Source organism: Demequina mangrovi (genome assembly GCF_000759715.1).
Classification (GTDB): domain Bacteria; phylum Actinomycetota; class Actinomycetes; order Actinomycetales; family Demequinaceae; genus Demequina; species Demequina mangrovi.
Map to the genome: position 1 here is coordinate 107,387 of NZ_BBLU01000007.1, position 19,148 is coordinate 126,534.

Consider the following 19,148-nt stretch of genomic DNA (forward strand, 5'->3'; position numbering starts at 1 on the left):
GCGGGTCAGGCTTCGCGCGACTCCCACCAGGCGCGCAGCTCCGCCGTGGCTCGCTCCTCGCCCAGCGGGCCGTGCTCCATGCGCAGCTCGAGCAGGTGCTTGTACGCCTGACCCACCTCGCGGCCCGGCGCGATGCCGAGGATCGCCATGATCTGCGTGCCGTCGAGGTCCGGGCGGATCGCGTCGACCTCCTCCTGCTCGCGCAGCTCGGCGATGCGGTGCTCGAGGTCGTCGTAGGCGAAGGACAGCCGCTCGGCCTTGCGGCGGTTGCGGGTGGTGACGTCCGCCCGCGTGAGCCGGTGAAGCCGCTCGAGCTCCGCTCCCGCGTCGACCACGTACCGCCGCACGGCCGAGTCCGACCACCGGGCGTCCGCGTAGCCGTGGAAGCGCAGGTGCAGGAACACCAGGTGCTCGACCGCCTTGACCGTGTCCTTGTCGAAGCGCAGCGCCTTGAGCCGCTTGGCCGCCATCTTCGCGCCGACCACCTCGTGGTGGTGGAAGGAGACCCCGCCGCCCGGCTCGAGGCGCTTGGTGGGCGGCTTGCCGATGTCGTGGAGCAGCGCGGCGAGGCGCAGCACCAGGTCCGGGCCGGGCACCGGCCCTTCCGCCGGAGTCTCGAGCGCGATGGCCTGCTCGACCACCGTAAGGGTGTGCTCGTAGACGTCCTTGTGATGGTGGTGCTCGTCCACCTCGAGCTTGAGGGCGGGCAGCTCGGGCAGCACATGGGCGGACAGCCCCGAGTCGACGAGCGCCGCGAGTCCCTCCCGAACCGACCTGCCGAGCATGAGCTTGACCAGCTCGTCCCGCACGCGCTCCGCCGAGACGATCGCGAGCCGGTCCGCCATCTCCGCCATCGCGGAGAACGTGCCCGGCTCGATCTCGAAGCCCAGCTGCGAGGCGAAGCGCGCGGCGCGCATCATGCGCAGCGGGTCGTCGCCGAAGGACACCGCGGGGTCGATGGGCGTGCGCAGCAGGCCCCCCGCGAGGTCGGAGAGCCCGTCGAACGGATCGACGAACTCCATCGACGGCAGGCGCACCGCCATCGAGTTGACGGTGAAGTCGCGGCGGGCGAGGTCTCCCTCGAGCGAGTCGCCGAAGGCCACCACGGGCTTGCGGGTCTCGCCGTCGTACTCGTCGGCGCGGTAGGTGGTGATCTCGACCACCAGGTCGCCCCGCCGTCCGCCGATGGTCCCGAACTCGCGCCCCATGTCCCAGGTCGCCCTGGTCCAGCGCTTGAGGAGGCGTTCGATCTCGTCCGGACGCGCGGACGAGGCGAAGTCGAGGTCCGCGCTCGAGCGGCCGAGGAACGCGTCGCGCACCGGTCCGCCGACGAGCGCAAGCTCGTGCCCGGCGTCGGCGAAGGACTGCGCGAGCGCACCGATCTCCGGCGGCAGCGCGGCCCACAGTCCGGCGGCGCGACGGCGCAGCACGTCGAGCGTGGGCGGGGTGGCGGAAGCGGCGGTCACCGCACCAGTGTCCCAGACGGGGAGCGCCCGGACCCGGTCCTGCCTCCCTGCACGCACCCGCGGGGTCGTTAGAGTTGCCCCATGCCCACGCCCCCCGTCCCGCGTCCCGGCCCCATGCCGATGCCTCCGCAGGGAGCCGGCGTCCGGCCTCGTCGCGACGGGGTGGCACACCGTGCCCCGCACCTTCCGGTGAGCAACGAGACCTCGGCGGGCGGCATCGCCGTGCGCGTCGAGGACGGCGTCGCGTACGCCGCGTGCATCGGCCGCCGCAACCGCGCGGGACGCCTCGAGTGGTGCCTGCCCAAGGGCCACATCGAGGAGGGCGAGACCCCCGAGATCGCGGCCGTGCGCGAGGTCGCGGAGGAGACGGGGATCACGGCGGAGATCATCCAGCCCCTCGGGATCATCGACTACTGGTTCACCGGCGACGACCGCCGCGTCCACAAGGTGGTGCATCACTACCTGCTCGAGGCGAAGGGCGGGATCATCACCACCGAGAACGATCCCGATCACGAGGCCGAGGTCGCCCGATGGATCGCGGTGAACGAGCTCACCCGCGAGCTCGCTTACCCCAACGAGCGGAAGATGGCGCAGGCGGCCGCGCGCCTCCTCGCGATCGCGCCGTGACCGCTCGGACGATGCGCGGCACCCGCGCGCGTCCCGCGACGCGGCGGACGCTCGCCGCCGTCGCGACGCTCGCGCTGGCGATGCTCGGCACCTCCGCGGCCGCAGGCGCGCCTGGCCCTACCGAGGTTCCCGACGAGCTCGGTCTCGAGGCCGAGGTGCTCGCCGCACCCGCCGCGCTGCTCGAGGACGGCGACGACGTCTCCGCCACGGTCGCGGTCGAGAATCTCGGCACCACCGACGTCGACGACGCGCTCGTGGTGCTGCGGCTCACCCGGCAGCCGTTCGCGGACCGCGCCGCGCTCGCCCAGTTCCTGGCAGGCGAGCCCGCGGCCATGAAGGACGTCGGCCGGCAGGAGCTGGGCCTTGAGGTCACCCTCGAGCCGGCGACCGACGAGACCGAGGCCGAGACGGTCACGCGCTTCCACGCGGGCTCGTCGACCACGGTCGAGGTGGACGCCAACCCCGAGCGCCTGCCCTTCGAGACCGACGCCTGGGGCGTCCACGGCGTCCAGGTCGAGCTCCGCACCGAGACTGACACGTCGGTCGTCTTCACCGGCGCCGTCACCTGGAGCGACGCCGAGGTCCCCGAGCTCGAGCTCGCGACCCTGGCCACGGCCTCGGGGCTCAGCACCCGCGCCCGCGCGGTGGCGTCCGCCTCGAACATCGACGGTGTGACCCTCGCGGTCGACGGCACGGCGTTGTCGGTCCTCGGGACCAGCACGTTCGACGCCAAGGCTCGCGACATCCTCACGCTCCCCGCTCAGGATCCCGACCTCGTCTCGCTCGCTCATGCGGAGGACTCCGCGCTGCTCGAGTACTCCCTGGAGCGCTCCGCCGAGGCCGGCTCGGGCGCGCTCGCCGGCCTGCCGTGGCTCGGCATCGTCGGCACGGTCGATCGCGACACGATCGCCCTGGCCGCGGCGCAGGGCGCTCGTGCGCTGCTCGTGACCGAGGACGCCGTGGACGGCCAGGCGGGCGACGTGACGCCCGCGGCTCGGCTCGGGCGCGGAGGAGGCAGCCGGCTCCCGCTGCTCTCTCCCGACTCCTTCCTGTCCGGCTACGCGGTCGCGGACGCCTCGCTCTCCCCCGGCGCGGTGGGGCTCTCGGTGGCCGCCGGCGCGCTCACCGCCGCGGGCGCGGACGGTCCGGTGCTCGTGTGGACGGGCGACACCTGGACACCGGGCGATGCTGGGGCCACCGAAGCCCTGACCGCGCTCCTCTCCGCGCCCTTCGTCGCGCCGGTGAGCGTGACAGCGCTGGCGCGCGAGGAGGACCTGGCCACGTACCGACCCGAGCAGACGCTCGACGCCGGCGACGATCTCGGCGCACCCGCGATCGCGGGGCTCCGCACCAGGCTCGCCGACCTCATCGAGCTGAGCGCGGTGGCCGAGGACCCCGACGCGATCATGGGGCCCGGCGGGCAGGCCGTGCTCTCTCCGCTCACGCGCTCCCTGCGCGGCGACGAGGTGGCACGCGACCTTCGCCTGACCGAGGCGACCACCTCGATCGACGAGACGCTCGACGCGCTGCACGTCGCGGCGGGCTCCGACATCAACTTCATCGCGGACAAGGGCGCGCTCCCCGTCACGGTGGTCAACGACCTCGACGTCGAGGCGACCGTGGTGGTCGACATGACCTCGTTCTCCCCGAACCTGCAGATCCGGGACGCGCCGACCGTTACGGTCCCGCCGCGCTCGACCACGACGGTCCCCGTCGAGGTGTCGGCGGTGTCGACCGCGAACGTGCGCGCCCGCACCGTCCTGCGCAACGTCGAGGGAGCCGCCATCGCGGCGCCGGTGACGATGTCGGTCCGCGTCCGCGCGGACTGGGGCACCGCGGTCACGGCGGTCTTCACCGTCGGGCTGATCGCGATGCTCGTGCTCGGCGTGATCCGCACGATCCGCCGCGGCCGCAAGGACACCCGCACGGCGCAGACGGGCGACGGGGAGGCCTGACATGACCGAGGACAACGCCGTGGCCCCCGGGACCGAGGAGCCGCCGCGCCCCGCCTCGCTCCGCCGCAACACCCTGGTGATGGCCTCGGGCACGTTCGTGTCCCGCGCCCTCGGCTTCGTACGCAACGCGATGCTCGCCGGGGCGATCGGCGTCAACACCATCGCGGCCAACGCCTACGACGTCGCCAACAAGATCCCCAACGCCCTCTACGCCGTCATCGCGGCGGGCGTCCTCAACGCGGTGCTCGTCCCGCAGATCGTGCGGGCGTTCCGGCGTCCGGACGGCAAGCGCACGGTCGACCGCCTGGTCACGCTCGGCGTCTTCGGCTCGCTGGGCCTCACGGCCGTGCTCACCCTCGCGGCCCCCGTGTTCGTCGCCCTCTACACGCAGGACTGGAGCGCGGAGCAGCGCCAGCTCGCGGTGGGCTTCGCCTTCTGGGTCATCCCCCAGCTGTTCTTCTACAGCCTCTACACGATCCTCGGGCAGGTGCTCAACGCGCGCGAGCAGTTCGGGCCGTACATGTGGGCGCCGGTACTCAACAACATCGTGTCGATCGTCGGCCTCGCCGTGTACCTGGTGGCCTACGGCGGGTACCTGGCGGACGATGCGTTCGTCGCGGGCGCGGAGTTCGGCGGGTGGGGACCGACGCAGATCGCGATCCTCGCCGGCACCGCCACGCTCGGCATCGCGGCCCAGTCGCTCATCCTCATCTGGCCGCTCATGCGGGGCGGGTACCGCTGGAAGCCGGTGTGGACGGGCCCGAAGGGGGAGCTCCGCGGCGTCACCTCGGTCGCGGGATGGGCGCTCGGCGCCGTGCTGCTCGACCAGGTGGGCGTCATCATGGCGACCCGCATCGCGTCCTCCGCGAACGCGGGCGGCGCCGATGTCGACATCGCCGGGAACGCCGCCTACTTCAACGCGATGATGCTGTACCTGGTGCCGCACTCGCTGGTGACGGTGTCGCTCGTCACCGCGCTCGCCACCCCCATGGCTCGGCACGCCGCGGCGAAGGACACGGATGCGCTGCGCGAGACCACGGTGCGCGGCATGCGCATCGTCACGGTGTTCTCGCTGTGGTCGACCGCGGTCCTCTTCGCCCTCGCCCCCGCCATCGTCCGCATCGCGCTGCCGGTGCAGCCCAACGCCGAGGTCATGTCCGTCGCGTACGTGCTCATGGGCCTCTCGCTCGGCGCGGTGCCGCTCGCGCTGCTGTCGGTGTTCAAGCGCGTGTTCTTCGCGCTCGAGGACGGTCGCGCGGTCTTCTACATCCAGATCCCCGTCACCGTGGCCTGGCTGGCCGGAATGATCCTCGCGCAGGATCTGTTGGCGCGGGAGTGGTGGACGGCCGGGGTTGCGCTGACGTTGAGCCTGTCGAACGTGGTCGGCGTGGCGCTGCGCGCGGCAGGCGTCCGGCGTCGCATCGGCGGTCTCGACGGGCGCCGCACCGCCTCGGTGATGCTGCGCGCCACGCTCGGGGCTGTGGTCACGGGTCTGGTCGGCTGGTCGCTGCTGCGCTTCATCCCCGCACCGGACCCGGACGACAGGATGGGCAGCCTGCTCGTCGCGTTCGGCGCCCTCGCGGTGCTCATCCCGCTCATGGGCTTCGTCTACTGGCTGCTGCTGCGGCTGCTGCGGGTCCCCGAGGCGGGCGAGCTGTTCGCCCCCCTCACCCGCCGTCTGAAGCGCACCGTACGATAGTGACCGAAACGACCAGAGGGGTACGACGCAGGTGAAACCGGGCACGATTCTGGGCGCGCGTCTCACGCTGCTCGAGCAAGTCGACCACGACATCCCCGGCATCCAGCGGTACCTGGCCCAGGACTCGCGGCTCGGTCGACGCACCCTCGTCGACATCGTCGACGGAGAGCTCGCGGGAGACGTCCGTACCGAGGCGGCCCGTGCCTCGCGGCTGCGCGACCCCCGCCTCGCCCGCATCGTCTCCGCGGGCCAGGAGGACGCACCCGACGGACCCGTGACGTACGTCGCTGTCGAGCACGTCCCCGGCGCACGCCTCTCGGACGTGCTCGCGCGGCATCGGGTGGAGCCGCGCCGCGCCCTCGCGATCGCCGCGGGTGCCGCTCGCGCCCTCACCGTCGCCCGCGCCACCGGCATGTCGCACGGATTCGTCCGTCCCGCCTGCGTGACCGTGTCGCCGCGTGGACGCGTGGTGATCGCCGGCCTCGGCGTCGACGGTCACGTGGCGGCGCATGCCGGCCTGGTCCCGGCGCCCTCCGAGAAGGCCGATGCGCGCGCCGTCGCGGCCATCCTCGTCCGCGCGCTCACCGGCATCGACGTCGGCGAGGCCACCGCGGACGACCTTCCCGACGGGATCCCCGCCTCCGCACGCGGTCTCGTGCTCGAGACGCTCCAGGGCACCGGCCCCGACACGTTGGCGGAGCTGGTCTCAGCGCTCTCGGGCGCCGATTCGCGCGCGCTCGTCGACTTCGCCTCGACGGTCGACACGCTCCCCCTCACCCCGCGCCTCGAGCGCGAGGCCGCCGAACGCGCGCAGCGGGAGGCCGAGGAGGCCGCACGGCGCGAGGAGGAGGCACGCGCCGCCGCACGCGCGCTGGTGGCCGCGGAGACGCTCGTGGTCGCGCAGCGGTCCGCCGACGAGGCGATCGCGGAGGCGCGGTCGGAGCCCGGCCTTCACGAGGGTCTGCGCACCGTCGTCGCGACGGTGGTCGGGCCCGCCGAACCGGAGCAGGAGGTCGAGGAGGAGCCGCTCCCGCTCGACGAGCCTGAGCCCGTGACGGAGTCGATCCCCGAGGTCGCCCGGCCCGCGGACCGCCACGAGGCGGCCTTCGACACCCTCGAGATCATGGTCGCGGAGCAGAACCGGACGCGCGAGCCCGGCACCTGGGAGTCGGTGCTCGCCGCGCTCCATCGGCGCTGGCCCGGCAATCCGCTGGTCGCCCGGAGCCTGCGCCGCGCTCGGGAGCGCGCCATCCATGGCGGACCGCTCAACGGCGCGCGCGTGGTGATCGCGATCGCGCTCTTCTCGCTCGTGCTCGCGGTGCTGCTCGCCTTCGGGTGGCTCGACTCGCCGCTGGACCCTGCCATCGTGATCGAGCAGGACCCGTCCAGCATCCCCAATCCGGCCGTGACGGCGACCCTCACGCCCTCGCCCGACCCATCCGCCTGATCACCCGCGGCGAACGCCATGGGGAACGGGAACATCGTCCGCCTACCATCTGTTCTGAGAACGCCGCCTCGCCGTCACCGGTGAGGCCCCATCGAACGAGGAATCATCGTGAGCGACATCCGCAACGTCATCATCGTCGGGTCCGGTCCTGCCGGGTACACGGCTGCCATCTATGCCGCGCGTGCGGGTCTGTCGCCGTTGGTGGTGGCGGGGTCGGTCACGGCGGGTGGGGCGTTGATGAACACCACGGAGGTGGAGAACTTCCCGGGCTTCGTCGAGGGCGTTCAGGGTCCGGAGCTGATGGAGACCCTGCAGGCGCAGGCGGAGCGTTTCGGTGCCGAGGTGATCTTCGACGATGCGACGTCCCTGGACCTGGAGGGGGATGTGAAGTCGGTGGTGACGGGCATGTCGGGCACGTTCACCGCGAAGGCGGTCATCCTGGCCACGGGGTCGGCCTACCGTGAGCTGGGGTTGGACGATGAGAAGCGTCTGTCGGGCAAGGGTGTGTCGTGGTGCGCGACGTGCGACGGGTTCTTCTTCCGTGATCAGGAGGTCGTGGTCGTCGGCGGTGGCGACAGCGCGGTCGAGGAGGCCACGTTCCTGACCCGGTTCGCGTCCAAGGTGTACCTGGTGCATCGTCGGGACGAGCTGCGGGCGTCGAAGATCATGGCCGACCGTGCCTTCGCGGATCCGAAGATCGAGTTCGTGTGGAACTCCGAGGTGACCGGCCTGGACGGCGAGGACAAGCTGTCCGGCGTGCGGGTGCGCAACCGGGTCACCGGCGAGGAGTCGACGCTGGCCGCGACGGGCCTGTTCGTCGCGATCGGTCATGAGCCGCGCTCGGAGCTGGTCAAGGGCGTCATCGACACCGACGCCGAGGGGTACGTGCAGGTCCTGGGACGCACCACCGCGACCAACATCTCCGGTGTGTTCGCGTGCGGCGACCTGGTCGACAACCGCTACCGCCAGGCCATCACCGCCGCAGGCTCGGGCTGCGCCGCGGCGCTGGACGCCCAGCACCACCTCGACACGCTCACCGACGTCACGACCGAGACCGTCGAGGTCGCGAAGGAGGCCGCCGCCGAGGCCGAGCTGCCCACCGCGCCTGTCGACGCGACCGTCGACTCGTTCCCGGCCGAGGTGCTGCAGTCCTCCGTGCCCGTGGTGGTCGACTTCTGGGCCACGTGGTGCGGTCCGTGCCGCGCCGTCGCACCGCTCCTCGACGAGCTCGCGCAGGAGTACGCCGGCCGGCTCAAGGTGGTCAAGGTCGACACGGACGCGAACCCCGAGCTCGCGATGGCCTACGGCGTGACCTCGATCCCGACCATGAGCTTCTTCAAGGACGGCCAGGTGGTGAAGTCCGTCGTCGGCGCGCGTCCCAAGCCCGCGCTGATCCAGCTCTTCGACGAGGTCCTGGGCGCGCCCGTCTCCTCGTAGCCGGCGTCGCCGGGGTCCACCCGCCTGCGGGCTGGACCCCGGCGTCCGTGCCAGACTTGCGCCATGAGCGACGGCACTCCCACCCCTCGTGAGGGCACCCGCCTCGACCCCTGGTACGGGTCGTACGCGCAGCGCGCGCACCAGATGCGCGCCTCGGAGATCCGAGCGCTCTTCGCGGTGGCGAGCCGCCCCGAGGTCGTCTCCCTCGCCGGCGGCATGCCGTTCATCGGCGGCCTCCCGCTCGAGGAGCTCGGCGAGATGACCCGACGGCTCATCGTCGAGCAGGGCGAGGTCGCGCTGCAGTACGGCTCCGGCCAGGGCGATCCCCTGCTCCGCGAGAAGATCCTCGACGTCATGGCCCTCGAGGGCATCTCCGCGCATCCGGACGATGTCGTGGTCACCACCGGCTCCCAGCAGGCGCTCGACCTGGTGACCACCGTCTTCATCGACCCGGGCGACGTGATCGTCGCCGAGGCGCCGTCATACGTCGGTGCGCTCGGGGTGTTCCGGGCGCACGAGGCCGAGGTGGTGCACGTGCCCATGGACGCGCACGGGCTCGTTCCCGAGGCGCTCGAGGAGACGCTCGGCCGCCTCGCCGCCGCAGGCAAGCGCGTGAAGTTCCTCTACACGGTCCCCAACTTCCACAACCCCGGCGGCGTCACGCTGTCCCTGGAGCGCCGCCCGCGGGTGCTCGAGATCTGCCAGCGTTACGGCGTCCTCGTGCTCGAGGACAACCCCTACGGACTGCTCGGATTCGATACGGAGCCGCTGCCGGCGATGCGCTCGATGAGCACCGAAGGTGTGATCTACCTGGGGTCTTTCTCGAAGACCTTCGCACCCGGGTACCGCGTCGGCTGGGCCGTCGCCCCGCACGCGGTTCGCGAGAAGCTGGTGCTGGCCTCCGAGGCCGCCATCCTCTCGCCCTCCAACGCGTCCCAGATGGCGATCGCCTCGTACCTCGAGCACTTCGACTGGCAGGGCCAGATCAAGAAGTTCCAGGTCCAGTACCGCGAGCGTCGCGACGCCATGATCTCCTCGCTCGGCGAGCACATCCCCGAGGCGTCGTGGAACGTGCCTGACGGCGGCTTCTACGTCTGGGTGAAGCTCCCGGAGGGCCTCGACGCCAAGTCCATGCTCCCCCGCGCCATCACCGCGCGCGTCGCGTACGTGTCGGGCAGCGCGTTCTACATCGACGGCTCGGGCACCGACCACCTGCGGCTGTCGTACTGCTTCCCCACCCCGGACCGCATCCGCGAGGGCGTGCGTCGCCTCGCCACCGTGGTCGACGCCGAGCTCGAGACGGTCCAGATCTTCGGCACCGCCGGCGGCGGCCGCGCGGATGCCGTCGATTTCCCGTCACCCGACCTCTTCTGAGCACGAAGGGACATTCATGCATGCCTTGATCCTCGCTGGGGGGCTCTCACACGAGCGGGACGTGTCCATCAGGTCCGGCCGTCGCGTCATGGAGGCGCTGCGCACCACGGTGGACAAGGTGACGATGGTCGACGTCGACACCGAGCTCATCCCCACGCTCCGCCACGGCGACATCGACGTCGTCTGGCCCCTTGTTCATGGTGCCACCGGCGAGGATGGGTCGCTTCAGGCGCTCCTCGAGCTGGTCGGCGTGCCTTTCGTCGGCACCGCCTCGCCCTCGGCGCGCGTCGCCTGGAACAAGGCGGTCTCCAAGGCCGTGATGGCCCGGAGCGGCATCTCCACGCCCGATCACGTGACGCTGCCGCAGTCCCTGTTCCGGGAGGTCGGAGCCGAGCAGGTGCTCGACACCGTGGTCGCGCGTTTCGGACTGCCCGTGGTGGTGAAGCCGGTCCGCGGCGGCTCCGCGCTGGGCGTCTCCATCGTCCACGACCGCGGCGACCTCGCACGCGCGATGGTGCACTGCTTCGCCTACGGCGACACCGCGCTGGTCGAGAAGCACATCCCCGGCACCGAGGTCGCGATGAGCGTGCTGGGCACCGGGGACGATGCGCGGGTCCTGCCGGCCGTCGAGACCGTCACCGACGGCGCCTACGACTACGACGCCCGCTACAACCCGGGACGCGTCGAGTACTTCGCTCCCGCGCGCCTCACCGAGTCGCAGGCCGCCGAAGCCGCGACGACCGCGCTCGCCGTGCATCGTTCGATGGACCTCCGCGACCTCTCGAGGATCGATCTCATCCTCGACGAGACCGGCGTCGCCCAGGTCATCGATATCAACATCACCCCTGGTATGACCGAGACTTCGCTCTTCCCGCAGGCCGCGGAGGCCGCGGGCCTCGACCTCGGTCGCGTGTACCGCGAGGTGGTCGACACGGCGGCGGCGCGCGGCGCGACCCGCTGAATCGGGCACGAAGAAGCCCCCGGCGCCGTTGGCACCGGGGGCTTCTTCTCTGCTGTGCGGGTCAGCCCTGCGCGAGGACGCCTGGGTCCTGAGGGTCGATCATGTTGACGATCCTGTTGAGGTCGTCGACGGTCGCGAAGTCGATGGTGATCGATCCCTTCGAGCGGCCCAGCTTGATCTTCACGCGGGTGTCGAAGCGATCGCCCAGCCGGCCCCCGAGCTCGTCGAGCGCCTCGGTCCTGCCCCCCGGTCGCGTCGCGCCCCGGCGCGCCTTCGGCGCCTCGACGCCGAGAGCGACGGCCTCCTCCGTCGCGCGAACGGAGAGGCCCTCGGCCACGATGCGGTTCGCGAGGTGCTCCATCGCCTCGTGAGAGTCGAGTCCGAGCAGCGCGCGGGCGTGGCCGGCGCTCAGCACACCGGCGGCGACACGTCGCTGCACCGTCGCGGGCAGCTTGAGCAGGCGCAGCGTGTTCGAGATCTGCGGACGCGACCGGGAGATCCGCGTCGCGAGCTCCTCATGCGTGATGCCGAAGTCCTCGAGAAGCTGCTGGTAGGCGGCCGCCTCCTCGAGAGGGTTGAGCTGGCTGCGGTGCAGGTTCTCCACGAGCGCGTCACGGAGCATGTCCGTGTCGTCCGTCGAGCGGATGATGGCAGGGATCTCGGTGAGCCCGGCCTCCTTGGTCGCGCGCAGACGGCGCTCACCCATGATGAGCTCGTAGCCCTCCCCCGCGGGGTTGGGGCGCACCACGATGGGCTGCAGGACGCCGATCTCCTGGATCGACGCGACCAGCTCGGCGAGGGCGTCCTCGTCGAAGACCGTGCGCGGCTGACGAGGATTCGGCACCACGGCGTGAGGATCGATGTGAGCGAACGACGCACCCGGGACCGGCACCAGCTCCCCGTCCTCCGAGACCTCGGTGATCGTGGGGATCTGCGAGGTCGACGTGTCGGAGAAGAAGACGTCGCGCGGACGCTCGCGCGCCGGCGGCGCCGCCGGATCCGCTGTCGCGACCGCAGAGGACTCCGCTTCCGTCGGGATCAGTGCGCCCAGACCGCGTCCGAGACCGCGCTTCGCCTTGCTCACTTGCTCTCCGCTCCCGCGGCGCCCCGCACCGCGATGTCCCGTGCGATCGACGTGTAGGCGACCGCCCCCGAGGAATGGGGGTCATGTGTGATGACAGTCTGGCCGAAGCCGGGCGCCTCCGAGACGCGCACCGAACGCGGCACGGTCTGCTCGAGCGTCTCGGTCGGGAAGTGCGAGCGCACCTCGTTCGCGACCTCGCGCGCGAGGTTGGTGCGGCCGTCGTACATCGTGAGGACGATGGTCGACACATGGATGCCCTGATTGAGGTGCTTACGCACCATCTCGACGGTACGCATGAGCTGGGTCAGCCCCTCGAGCGCGTAGTACTCGCACTGGATGGGGATCATCACCTCGGTGGCGACGACCATGGCGTTGAGCGTGAGGAGCCCCAGGCTCGGAGGGCAGTCGATGAAGACGTAGTCGAGATCCTTGCCGTGACCCTCGAGCAGCTCCTTGAGCGCATCGTGGAGCCTGAACTCGCGCCGCACCACCGACACGAGCTCGATGTCCGCGCCCGCGAGATCGATCGTGGCCGGCACGCACCACAGGGTGTCGATGTCGGGGCATCGCTGCGCGACCTTGTGCATGGGGGTGTCGTCGAGCAGCACCTCGTAGATCGAGGGGGTGCCGGAGCGGTGCTCGACACCCAGCGCCGTCGAGGCGTTGCCCTGCGGGTCGGCATCGACCACGAGCACGTTCGCGCCGCGCTTGGCCAGCGCCGCAGCCACGTTGACGGAGGTGGTGGTCTTCCCTACCCCGCCCTTCTGGTTGGACACGGCGATGATGCGGGTGCGAGGGGGCTTCGGGAAGTCGGCCGCCTCCAGCTCGCGCCTGTGCCGCTCGGTGGCCATCATCTCGGCTGCCAAGGGGCTGCCGGCATCGTCCGCGAGGCCATCGAACGGATCTCCCGTTTCACGTGAAACAGCGGTGGCGCTGCCGCCCAGTGGGTCACCTGACACGATCGGATCGTGCATGTTGTCGCTGGACACCCAGTTCCCTTCTGCGTACGGCGGTACTGACATGCGTGGCGTTGTTCGTTTCACGTGAAACACGAGCCCCATTCGAGACGTAGAAGAGCCGCGTCGGAATCGTGGACGAGCCTGCCGGAGTCCCCGACTCTACCCCAGCGGTGCGCGTGGGAACAGGCCTCCACGCCGCGGGTCGGAGCGGTGTCGGAGCGCCTCCGAGCCGACGCCTCACCTGTGGAGAAAACGGTCAGGAAGCGCGATTCCCCGCACAGATGACTGTGGAGAGCGCTGTGGAGACCCCTTGTGGAGATCACGCGCGCGAGAGCACCACGACGGTCGTCGCCTCGACACCCGGCACCGTGCCGGCGCGATGCACCTCGCCCGTGAACCGGTGCTTGCGGAGCGTGTACTTCGCGCGCTCGAGCTCGTCGGGAGCGCTGCGTCCCTTGAGGAGCACCATGCGTCCGCCCTCGGACAGCAACGGGGTGCACCACTTCACGAGCTTGTCGATGGCAGCCACCGCACGTGCGGTCACCACCTCGACCTCGACCGACTCCGCGACCTCCTCGGCGCGACCGCGCACGACGATCGCGTTGTCGATCCCGCACTCGCGCGCGGCCTCGAAGAGCCACTGCGTGCGGCGCTCCATCGGCTCCACGAGGACGTAGTCGCGCTGCGGGTCCATCGCGGCGAGCACCAGACCAGGAAGACCGGCACCGGAGCCCACATCCGCCACCCTCCCCTCGCCGAGGTAGGGCAGCAAGGCGGCGGAGTTGAGGATGTGACGCTCCCAGAGCCGCGCCACCTCGCGCGGTCCGATGAGCCCCCGCTCGACCCCCTGCTCGGCGAGCATCTCCGCGAACGCGAGCACGCGGGGATACGTGTCCCCGAAGTACTCGCGGACATCCGCGCTGCCGTGCAGCGGGTCGTCGCTCAGATTCGCCTCGGTCATCGCTGTTTCACGTGAAACGTCAGGAGGGCAGCACCACGACGTAGCGCTGCGGGTCCTCGCCCTCGGACTCCGAGGACAGGCCGGCCTCGAGCACGACGTCGTGGACGACCTTGCGCTCGAACGCGTTCATGGCGGGCAGGGAGACCTTCGCGCCGGACTCGCGCACCTGGGCGACGGCCTCGCGGGCCTGCTCCGCGAGACGCTCACGGCGTCCCGCACGGAAGTCGGCGATGTCGAGCATGAGGCGGCTGACCTCGCCCGTCTCCGACTGCACGGCGAGGCGCGTCAGATCCTGGAGAGCCTCGAGCACCTCTCCCTCGGGCCCGACCAGGCGCTTGAGGTCCTGGCTGGGACCGTCAGCGACGATCGCCACCTTCGCACGACCGGCCTCGACGGAGATGTCGATGTCCCCGTCCATGTCGAGGATGTCGAGCAGCTCCTCGAGGAAGTCGGCTGCGACGTCGCCCTCGGCGTCCAGCTTCTTGATGTTGTCGGTCATGACGGGTCCTTGTCGTCGTTGGCGGGCAGCGCCTGAGGCTTGCCTCCGCCGCGGTTCTTCCGCTTGGGCTGTTGACGCTGGCCGGAGCGCTTGGTCTCGGTGGCGTCCTCCTCGGAGGCCTCGATCTCGGGCTTCGCGTACGGGTCCTCACCCTTGCGCAGCGCACGCTTCACGCGCTTCGCCTCCATGCGCTCCTTGTAGGCGCGGTCCGCCTCGGAACCCGGCGTCGGGTTGTTGCGGATCACGTACCACTGCTGCCCGAACGTCCACACGTTGGTCGTGGTCCAGTAGATGAGCACGCCGACCGGGAAGTTCGGGCCGGTGATGACGAAGATGAACGGCAGCGCGTACATGAGGATCTTCTGCTGCTGCGCCATCGGACCCTCGAGAGCCGAGGCCGGCAGGTTCCTGCGCGTGAGCTGGTGCTGCGTGAGGAACGTGGTCGCGACCATTGCGACGATGAGCACCACCGAGAGGACCTTGGCGGCCGCGCCCTCGGAGTTGAAGAAGCTGTCGGACAGCTGCGCTCCGAAGAGCGTCGCGTTCTGCGCCTGCTCGGCGAGCTGGTCGGTCAGCAGACCGATGCCAGCGGACTGCTCCGCGGTGCCTCCGCCCTCGAGGCGATAGTTGAGCACGCGGAAGAGCGCGAAGAAGATCGGCGCCTGGACCAGCATCGGAAGGCACGAGGCGAACGGGTTCGTCTTGTGCTTGGAGTAGAGCTCCATGGTCTCGCGGCTCATCGCCTCGCGGGACGCCTGGTCCTTCTTGCCCTTGTACTTGTCCTGGATCTTCTTGAGGTCCGGTGCGATCACCTGCATCGCGCGCGAGGCGTTGATCTGCTTGACGAAGAGCGGGATCAGCGCCGCGCGGATCGTGACCACCAGGCCGACGATGGCGAGGGCCCAGGTGATGCCGGAGGCCGGATCCAGACCGATGAAGGTCCAGATCTGGTGCCAGATCACCATGACATTGGCGACGACCCACTCGAGCGGGTAGAGGATGGTGTCAAGCATGGAGGCGCTGTTCCTTAGATCGGACGTGCAGAGGTCTGGTCGGTAAGCATCGCGGCATTATTGCGCGTCAGGCGGAACAGGCGCTCCCCCTTCGCCGGCACGTCGTCGACGCCGCCGTTGCTCCACGGGTTGCAGCGCAGCAGCCGCCAACCCGCGAGACCCGCGCCCACGAACGCGCCGTGCACCTGGATCGCCTCGATGGCGAAGTGCGAGCACGACGGGTGGTACTTGCAGCGGGGGCCGGTGAGCGGGGAGACGGTGAGCTGGTAGCCACGGATCGCTCCGGTCAAGGCCCTGCTCGCGACGCTCATCGGGCCGTCTTCGACATCGCGTGCCGCAAAGCACCTGCGACATCGCTCTCGAGCTCGGCGTAGGACGCGTCGGCCGCAGGCGGCAGCGCGCGCACGACGACGATCGCACCGTCCGGAAGCGCGTCGAGGCGCGTGGACATGATCGCGCGCAGGCGTCGCTTGACGCGATTGCGGACCACCGCACCTCCTACGGCCTTAGAAACAGCGAAACCGGCCATGCGTCGAGCATCGCCGGTCAGCGCCATGTGCACCACGACGGTGCGCCGGCCGCTTCTCGCCCCCGATCGCATCGCGGAGCGGAACTCCGCGGACGATCGCAGGCGTGCGTCGGCCGGCAGCAACCTCAGGCCGAGAGCTTGCCGCGGCCCTTGCGACGGCGCGACGCCATGATGGAGCGTCCGGCGCGCGTGCGCATACGCAGACGGAAGCCGTGCGTCTTAGCACGCTTGCGGTTGTTCGGCTGGAAAGTCCGCTTGCTCACGGGTAACTCCAAGTTTCAGGGCATGGTCAAATCAGCGCACTCACGTTACGCGACGGCACCACGGTGGTCAAATCGCGGCGCGCCCTTGGGACGTGCCACCCGAACAGGATAGGCTCCACCATCACGGCCCCGCACCATGTGAGCGACACGCGTCATCGCGGTAACGAGCAGGTGACGGGCCATGCACCGACTGTGAGCAACTCTGTGGAAACAACTTGGGGGTGACGCCAGTGGCGGCAGAGCCTGCCCCGGAATCGATCGACGCGGTGTGGCGAGGAGCACTCGACTTCCTGACGGAGGACGGGTCGCTGAGCGCACAGGCGCGATCGTTCCTTCGGCTCGTGAAGCCGCTGGCGGTGGTCGAGGACAACGTGTTCCTCGCCGTCGCCGAGGACTTCACCAAGAACTATGTCGAGACGACCCTGCGCGGCCCGGTCACCGAGGCGCTGAGCGAGGTCATCGGCCGCGACGTGCGCATCGCCGTGACCGTCGACGCGTCGGTCACCCCTCCGGCCCCGGCCGAGGACGGTGCCGCAGCTGAGGATGTCCCGCGTCCGCCGATGCGTCGCCCCGAGCCGGCGCCAGCGCCTGTGGTCGAGGACCCGCACCTCAACCCGAGGTACACCTTCGACACGTTCGTCATCGGTCCCTCGAACCGCTTCGCGCACGCAGCCGCTCTGGCCGTGGCCGAATCGCCTGGTAAGACCTACAACCCCCTGTTCATCTACGGAGGGTCCGGGCTGGGCAAGACGCACCTGCTGCACGCGATCGGGCACTACACGCGGCACCTCAAGCCGCAGACCCGGGTGCGCTACGTGAACTCCGAGGAGTTCACCAACGACTTCATCAACTCGATCCGTGACGACCGTTCGCTCAGCTTCAAGCGCACGTACCGCGAGGTCGACGTCCTCCTCATCGACGACATCCAGTTCCTTCAGGGCAAGGAGCAGACGCTCGAGGAGTTCTTCCACACCTTCAACGCGCTTCACAACGCCGGCAAGCACGTGGTCATCACCTCGGACGTGAGCCCGCGCTATCTCGACGGCATCGAGGAGCGCATGCGGACCCGCTTCGAGTGGGGCCTCATGACCGATGTCCAGCCCCCGGACCTCGAGACCCGCGTCGCGATCCTCCGGAAGAAGGCCGCAGCCGATGCCGTCCAGGCGCCGTCGGACGTGCTCGAGTACATCGCCTCGAACATCACGAGCAACATCCGCGAGCTCGAGGGCGCCCTGATCCGTGTCACGGCCTTCGCCGCCCTCAACCGCCAGCCGGTCGATCTCTCGCTGGCCCAGGTGGTGCTCAAGGACCTCATCTCCGACGACGACTCCGAGATCACGGCGGCCGCGATCATCGGCAAGACGGCCGAGTACTTCGACATCTCGCTCGAGGAGCTCACCGGCACCAGCCGATCCCGTGTCTTCGTGACCGCGCGACAGATCGCCATGTACCTGTGCCGGCAGCTCACCGACCTCTCTCTTCCCAAGATCGGCGAGCACTTCGGCGGCAAGGACCACACCACGGTCATGTATGCGGTCAAGAAGGTCGAGGACCAGATCGCGCAGCGTCGCCAGATGTACAACCAGGTCAACGAGATCCACGCCCGCATCAAGCAGTCGCGCGCGTAACCTCCCCACCTTCCCTCTCGATCGTTCCTGACGAACGTTTCGAGCGCTTCGGCGCGCCCGCGAGGCACCGCGCGGCTCCCGAGCGCCCGAAACGGTGCTCAGGAGCGATCCTCCCGGGCGCCCCGGCGCATCGTCCCCGCGGCCCCGCCGCGACGTCGCCTTGAGGACGTTCGCGCATCGTCGCTGTGGTGCCGTCCTGACGCACGAATCGGGGAGCCGGCGGGCCGGGACGATGCCCGGAGCCCCGGAACGGCCCGAAACGTGCGTCAGAACGGGTTCTGCGGGCGATAGACCCGTCCCCGCCTCGCTCGGCCCGACCCGTACGGCTCGTCGCCCCCGGCGTCGCCGGCTGTCGACGCATGCGGGAGCGCCTCCCACCCCACCGGCCACGTCGCCCGACCCGAGCTGCCCGCGCGTTCCCTGGTCGCTCGCCACGGCGCCTTCCGTCCTGCCGCTGCGCCGGGCCCGCGCCGCGCCGTGCGCGCCTCAGGAGAACGGTTCCCCACGGAGGATTCGCGGCACTCGGGCTGCGCGACGCGTCGCGCGCGCCCGACGGGGTCGAAACCGTCGTCAGGAGCGGTCCTCAGCGTGCTCAGGGACCACCGTCGACGCGACCGCCCCTGAGCACGCCGCATGCGCGCGCACCGTGCCCTCGTACGCCGGAGAGGCCTTCCACCGACGACATCGCTCAGAGCGGCTCCTGACGAACGTTTCGGGGGCTCCGACGGATGAAGGGGCCGAGGAGCGCGCCGAGGACCCGGATTCGTTCGTCAGAAAGCGATATGACGCGACCTATCGCCCGAGGGCGCACGCCGATGGTCGAGGCGACGGGCGCGAGCTCCCGCGGCCGGGCATTCCTGAGGCGTCCTGACGAAGGAATCAGGCCGTCTCTCACCGCGACACGCGCGCGACGCGCCGGGACGACCGAAACGTTCGCCACAACGGATCCTCCCGGCGCGAGCGTGATCAGGGCGGCACCATCCGCGAGGCCGCGACGCACCCGATACGTCCCCTCACCCGCGCGCACGAGGACCGACGCCGCCTCCGGAGCGGACCCTCATGGGCCGCTACGTCCCATCTGAGGCCCTGAGAGCCCTATTTCCCTCACAAATGTGGAAAACTCTGTGGACGCCCGTGGACAGCATGCTCAGTCCACAGGGGACGGCCTGTGAAGAATTACAGGAATCCCGGGGTGGTCGATCCGCCCGTCCCAAGCCCGTCCCCAGACGCAGCTGGACTCGCCCTC

17 protein-coding genes are annotated in these 19,148 nt (G+C 70.3%); 8 read left to right on the plus strand and 9 right to left on the minus strand.

The features are described from left to right. Positions 1-5: 5 nt before the first annotated feature. Positions 6-1,466, minus strand: coding sequence for a CCA tRNA nucleotidyltransferase (locus tag TR42_RS08145; protein ID WP_042214767.1), 1,461 nt, complete (start codon positions 1,464-1,466; stop codon positions 6-8). Positions 1,467-1,655: 189 nt separating this feature from the next. Between TR42_RS08145 and TR42_RS15220 the strand changes: the two genes are divergently transcribed. The 7 genes from TR42_RS15220 to TR42_RS08180 all read left to right on the plus strand — a co-directional run bounded on the left by TR42_RS15220 (position 1,656) and on the right by TR42_RS08180 (position 10,966). After that, positions 1,656-2,093 carry an NUDIX hydrolase gene (locus TR42_RS15220; protein WP_342341833.1) on the plus strand — a complete coding sequence of 146 codons (438 nt, stop codon included), beginning with the start codon at positions 1,656-1,658 and terminating at the stop codon, positions 2,091-2,093. Next, positions 2,090-4,048, plus strand: coding sequence for a DUF6049 family protein (locus TR42_RS08155; RefSeq protein ID WP_042214768.1), 1,959 nt, complete (start codon positions 2,090-2,092; stop codon positions 4,046-4,048). Before TR42_RS15220 ends, TR42_RS08155 begins: the two co-directional genes overlap by 4 nt. Before the next feature lies 1 nt (position 4,049). Continuing rightward, positions 4,050-5,747 (plus strand): murein biosynthesis integral membrane protein MurJ, encoded by a 1,698-nt coding sequence (gene murJ, locus TR42_RS08160; RefSeq protein WP_042214770.1) that lies wholly within the window; start codon positions 4,050-4,052, stop codon positions 5,745-5,747. 31 nt (positions 5,748-5,778) lie between these two features. After that, a complete protein-coding gene (locus TR42_RS08165) occupies positions 5,779-7,194 on the plus strand; it encodes a protein kinase family protein (RefSeq protein ID WP_042214771.1) in 1,416 nt (471 codons plus the stop codon). Positions 7,195-7,302: 108 nt separating this feature from the next. After that, positions 7,303-8,631, plus strand: coding sequence for a thioredoxin-disulfide reductase (gene trxB / locus TR42_RS08170; RefSeq protein WP_042214774.1), 1,329 nt, complete (start codon positions 7,303-7,305; stop codon positions 8,629-8,631). 63 nt (positions 8,632-8,694) lie between these two features. Then, entirely contained in the window at positions 8,695-10,005 is a 1,311-nt protein-coding gene (locus TR42_RS08175; protein ID WP_042214776.1) for an aminotransferase-like domain-containing protein, read from the plus strand. 16 nt (positions 10,006-10,021) lie between these two features. Further along, on the plus strand, positions 10,022-10,966 hold the full coding sequence (locus TR42_RS08180; RefSeq protein WP_052405829.1) for a D-alanine--D-alanine ligase family protein: 945 nt from the start codon (positions 10,022-10,024) through the stop codon (positions 10,964-10,966). A 61-nt stretch (positions 10,967-11,027) separates the two neighbouring features. Here the strand turns inward: TR42_RS08180 and TR42_RS08185 are convergent, their stop codons facing one another. From TR42_RS08185 to rpmH, 8 genes are all read right to left on the minus strand, one after another. Continuing rightward, positions 11,028-12,050: a ParB/RepB/Spo0J family partition protein gene (locus TR42_RS08185; protein ID WP_042214779.1), complete on the minus strand. Its 1,023-nt coding sequence runs from the start codon at positions 12,048-12,050 to the stop codon at positions 11,028-11,030. Further along, positions 12,047-13,009, minus strand: coding sequence for a ParA family protein (locus TR42_RS08190; protein WP_425305734.1), 963 nt, complete (start codon positions 13,007-13,009; stop codon positions 12,047-12,049). Before TR42_RS08190 ends, TR42_RS08185 begins: the two co-directional genes overlap by 4 nt. Positions 13,010-13,328: 319 nt before the next feature. Further along, positions 13,329-13,970, minus strand: a complete 642-nt coding sequence (rsmG, locus tag TR42_RS08195; protein WP_042214781.1) for a 16S rRNA (guanine(527)-N(7))-methyltransferase RsmG — start codon at positions 13,968-13,970, stop codon at positions 13,329-13,331. Between the two features lie 19 nt (positions 13,971-13,989). Continuing rightward, positions 13,990-14,469 (minus strand): Jag family protein, encoded by a 480-nt coding sequence (locus tag TR42_RS08200; protein ID WP_042214783.1) that lies wholly within the window; start codon positions 14,467-14,469, stop codon positions 13,990-13,992. Next, positions 14,466-15,482, minus strand: a complete 1,017-nt coding sequence (yidC, locus tag TR42_RS08205; protein WP_042214785.1) for a membrane protein insertase YidC — start codon at positions 15,480-15,482, stop codon at positions 14,466-14,468. Before yidC ends, TR42_RS08200 begins: the two co-directional genes overlap by 4 nt. Positions 15,483-15,496: 14 nt before the next feature. Continuing rightward, positions 15,497-15,772: a membrane protein insertion efficiency factor YidD gene (gene yidD / locus TR42_RS08210; protein WP_236623404.1), complete on the minus strand. Its 276-nt coding sequence runs from the start codon at positions 15,770-15,772 to the stop codon at positions 15,497-15,499. A gap of 17 nt (positions 15,773-15,789) precedes the next feature. Next, on the minus strand, positions 15,790-16,134 hold the full coding sequence (gene rnpA, locus TR42_RS08215) for a ribonuclease P protein component (RefSeq protein ID WP_042214787.1): 345 nt from the start codon (positions 16,132-16,134) through the stop codon (positions 15,790-15,792). A 2-nt stretch (positions 16,135-16,136) separates the two neighbouring features. Further along, positions 16,137-16,274: a 50S ribosomal protein L34 gene (gene rpmH, locus TR42_RS14610; RefSeq protein WP_062382720.1), complete on the minus strand. Its 138-nt coding sequence runs from the start codon at positions 16,272-16,274 to the stop codon at positions 16,137-16,139. A 257-nt stretch (positions 16,275-16,531) separates the two neighbouring features. On the opposite strand from rpmH, the gene dnaA reads away from it, so the two are divergent. Continuing rightward, positions 16,532-17,902 (plus strand): chromosomal replication initiator protein DnaA, encoded by a 1,371-nt coding sequence (gene dnaA / locus TR42_RS08220; protein WP_042214903.1) that lies wholly within the window; start codon positions 16,532-16,534, stop codon positions 17,900-17,902. Positions 17,903-19,148 lie beyond the last annotated feature (1,246 nt).